Here is a 3092-nt window from a genome sequence, read left to right on the forward strand (position 1 = left end):
GCGCAGGGGTGACGCGGAGCGTCACAGGATGTATTCCCACGCAGAGCGTGGGAACGATCAACTGTGCGAGCCTGCGAAGATCAACTGAGGGAGCTGTCGAGCTTTAGCGAGGCTGCGATGGCGGACTGGCAGGCGACATCTTTATTGCCTGACAGGACCTCTTCGCAGCCTCGCTGAAGCTCGACAGCTCCCACACTGGATTCGTGTTGCCCTTCAGATATTGATCGTTCCCACGCTCTGCGTGGGAATGCCGCCTCGGACGCTCTGCGTCCAGCTGACGATGCAAGGTTCAAGTCCTGCGCAGKGGTGACGCGGAGCGTCACAGGATGTATTCCCACGCAGAGCGTGGGAACGATCAACTGTGCGAGCCTGCGAAGATCAACTGTGGGAGCTGTGTTGCCCATCAGATATTTTTAGGCCGATCCAGCTTGCGCGTCATGGTGTACACCGCCACGCCGGCAGCCAGGATGCCCGAGGCCGCGCCGACCGCCAACGCCCAGCGCGGGCCAAGATGGTCGGCCACCCAGCCCACAATCGGTGCGCCAATCGGTGTGCCGCCCAAGGCCACGCCCACCCGCAGGGCGATTACCCGGCCGCGCATGGAGGGTTCGGTGGTGAGTTGCATCAGGCTGTTGGTGGTGTTGCTGAAGGTCAGCGCGCCCACGCCGATGATCACCAGCGCCCCGGCGAACAACCAATAGTTCGGGGCAATCGCCGCCAGCGTGCAGCCCACCCCGAATACCAGCGCGCCGATCAACAACGCCTTGAAGTGTGGCCGCTCGCGACCGGCTGCGAGCAGCGCCCCGGCAACGGTGCCGATGGCCAGGGTCGACGTCAGCAGGCCATAGCCGCGGGCATCGGCGTGGAACACGGTGACGGCCATGGTCGAGATGAAGATCGGAAAATTCATGCCGAAGGTGCCGATCAAGAACAGCATGATCAGGATCGCCATCAGGTCCGGCCGCGCCCACACATAGCGCAGGCCTTCAGTCAGGCTGCCCTTGGTGCGCAGCGCCCGCAGGCTGGTGTGCAGGCCGGAAACCCGCAGCAGAAACAGCGAGGCCAGCACCGCGAAAAAACTCGCGCCATTGAGCAGGAACGCCCAGCCGGTGCCCACCGACGCGATGGTCACGCCGGCCACCGCCGGGCCAATCATGCGCGCCATGTTGAACGAGGTGGAATTGAGCGCGATGGCATTGGACAGGTCCGCTTCGCCCACCAGCTCCGCCACGAATATCTGCCGCACCGGTGCATCGAAGGCCGAGGCGCAGCCAGACAAAAACGCGAACACATACACGTGCCACAGCTGCACGATGCCGGTCAGGGTAAACACCCCCAGCATCAGCGCCAGCACGCCCATCACGCCCTGGGTGACCATCAGCAGCTTGCGCTTGTCGTAGTGATCGGCGGCGAAGCCGGTCCAGGGCAGCAACAGCAATTGCGGCCCGAACTGCAACGCCATGACGATGCCGACGGCCGACGCGTTATGCGGCGTGAGCTGGGTCAGCACCAGCCAGTCCTGGGCCGTGCGTTGCATCCAGGTGCCGATATTCGACACCAGGGCGCCGGCGGCCCAAATGCGGTAGTTGACGCTGCGCAGCGAGCGGAAAATGCCCATCGAACTCACACCGGCCCTGCGGAATGACCACCGTTGAAGCGCCCGAAATGCTGCGCCAGGAATACACTCAGGGCCAAGGCCCCGAGCCCGAGGGCGAGCACATCAGCGGTGCTTTTGAGGTCGAAGTCCCCGACCCGGCAGACCAGCACGTAGCCGACCACCAGGTTGAGAAACCCCCAGAGCACATTCAGCGTCGAGGAAGACCGCCCCTGGCCGCGCGGCTTGGCAAACGGCGTCTGGAAGGACTGGCCCATCAAGCCACTGAGGCAATGGGGCAGCGCGTTGGCGAGCAATACGCCGCCGAAGAAATAAGACACCAGCTCATGCCATTGCATCGTCACGCACCCCTTGTTTCAAGCAAGCCGATGATCTCTTGCGCGGTGCCGGTTTCCCCGAGCTTCGGGAATACCTGGTTCAGGCTGTAGTGATGGGCCTCGGCGTTCGCGTCGGTCATGGCATCGACGGCCAGGGTCACATTGAAGCCAGCCTCGTAGGCCTGGCGCGCGGTGGACTCCACGCCGGTTCCGGTAGCAACGCCGGTGATCACCACTTGGGTCACGCCGCGTGCTTTGAGTTGCGCCTCAAGATCAGTGCTGGCGAAGGCACCCCAGGTGCGTTTGGTCACCCCAATGTCGCCGGGTTGCTGATCGAGTTCGGGCAGCAGGTCGGCCCATCCCGGTGGAAATACATCGCTGCGCCGTGGCCGCTCGGTGCGCCCGGGGGCGAAGCCTGTGACGTTGACCAGCACCACCGGCATGCCGCGCTCGCGGAACGCGTCGAGCAGTGCACGGGAGCGTTCCACCACGGCGCCGATGGGGTGGATGAACGGGTATTCGGCGATGCCTTTTTGCAAGTCCACGATGATCAGCGCGGTGTTGGGATCCAGCAAGGTGACGGCCATGGGAGGTCCTCGAACGGATAGAAGTGGCTCAAAAGTCGGCGAGGCGCTCCAGCAGCTTTACCGCTGCCGCGAGTTCAGCTTGTTCTTCGGCAGACAGTTGCTCCTGCAGCGCCCGCAGCAGCCAATCGTCCTTGGCCGCCCGGCTGGCGATCAGGTGCTTACGAAAGCCGGGAGTCAGCTCGATCAGGGTTTGGCGCCCATCGCTGGGGTCGGGTTTGCCCCTGATCGCTTTCATCGTTTCCAGCCCGGCCACGGTGATGCGCATGGACTGCGGCCGCACGCTCTCCGCCCGGGCCAGGGCCGAGACGGTGCTGGGCCCGTCTCGGTCCAGGCGCAGCAGCACCGACTTCTGGGCGGAAGTGAAATCGTTCGGATGGGTTTGTTCCCGCAGCCGGCGTATCAGCTTGCCCAGGGAGATGCGCAGCTCGGCAGCCAGGGCGGCGGATTGGGTTTCGGAGGTGATGGAAGGTTTGTTCATGCTCGGACATTAGCATGCGTGCAGAAAAACTGTACAGTTTAGCTGTATGAATTTTTTGTCATAAAAGCCCGCGTCAACGGTCCTTTTGCCGGGGC

Annotated in this window: 4 protein-coding genes; all 4 read right to left on the bottom strand. The window is 63.6% G+C overall.

Features of this window, described 5'->3' with window-relative positions; all coding sequences use genetic code 11:
* Positions 1 to 403: 403 nt before the first annotated feature.
* The 4 genes from JV201_RS09455 to JV201_RS09470 are packed head-to-tail and all read right to left on the bottom strand — an operon-like array spanning position 404 to position 2997.
* A complete protein-coding gene (locus JV201_RS09455) occupies positions 404 to 1618 on the bottom strand; it encodes an MFS transporter (protein WP_008438863.1) in 1215 nt (404 codons plus the stop codon).
* Between the two features lie 5 nt (positions 1619 to 1623).
* On the bottom strand, positions 1624 to 1953 hold the full coding sequence (locus JV201_RS09460; protein WP_219406798.1) for a hypothetical protein: 330 nt from the start codon (positions 1951 to 1953) through the stop codon (positions 1624 to 1626).
* 2 nt (positions 1954 to 1955) lie between these two features.
* Positions 1956 to 2519, bottom strand: a complete 564-nt coding sequence (locus tag JV201_RS09465; RefSeq protein WP_219406799.1) for an isochorismatase family protein — start codon at positions 2517 to 2519, stop codon at positions 1956 to 1958.
* Between the two features lie 28 nt (positions 2520 to 2547).
* On the bottom strand, positions 2548 to 2997 hold the full coding sequence (locus JV201_RS09470) for a MarR family winged helix-turn-helix transcriptional regulator (RefSeq protein WP_003214523.1): 450 nt from the start codon (positions 2995 to 2997) through the stop codon (positions 2548 to 2550).
* Between the last annotated feature and the right edge of the window lie 95 nt (positions 2998 to 3092).

The organism is Pseudomonas sp. Colony2 (assembly GCF_019382755.1).
Taxonomy (GTDB): domain Bacteria; phylum Pseudomonadota; class Gammaproteobacteria; order Pseudomonadales; family Pseudomonadaceae; genus Aquipseudomonas.

Excerpts from the sequence above, each read along its gene's own strand:
- JV201_RS09455 (WP_008438863.1), bottom strand. The coding sequence starts at position 1,618 with ATGGGCATTTTCCGCTCGCTGCGCAGCGTCAACTACCGCATTTGGGCC.
- JV201_RS09460 (WP_219406798.1), bottom strand. The coding sequence starts at position 1,953 with ATGCAATGGCATGAGCTGGTGTCTTATTTCTTCGGCGGCGTATTGCTC.
- JV201_RS09465 (WP_219406799.1), bottom strand. The coding sequence starts at position 2,519 with ATGGCCGTCACCTTGCTGGATCCCAACACCGCGCTGATCATCGTGGAC.
- JV201_RS09470 (WP_003214523.1), bottom strand. The coding sequence starts at position 2,997 with ATGAACAAACCTTCCATCACCTCCGAAACCCAATCCGCCGCCCTGGCT.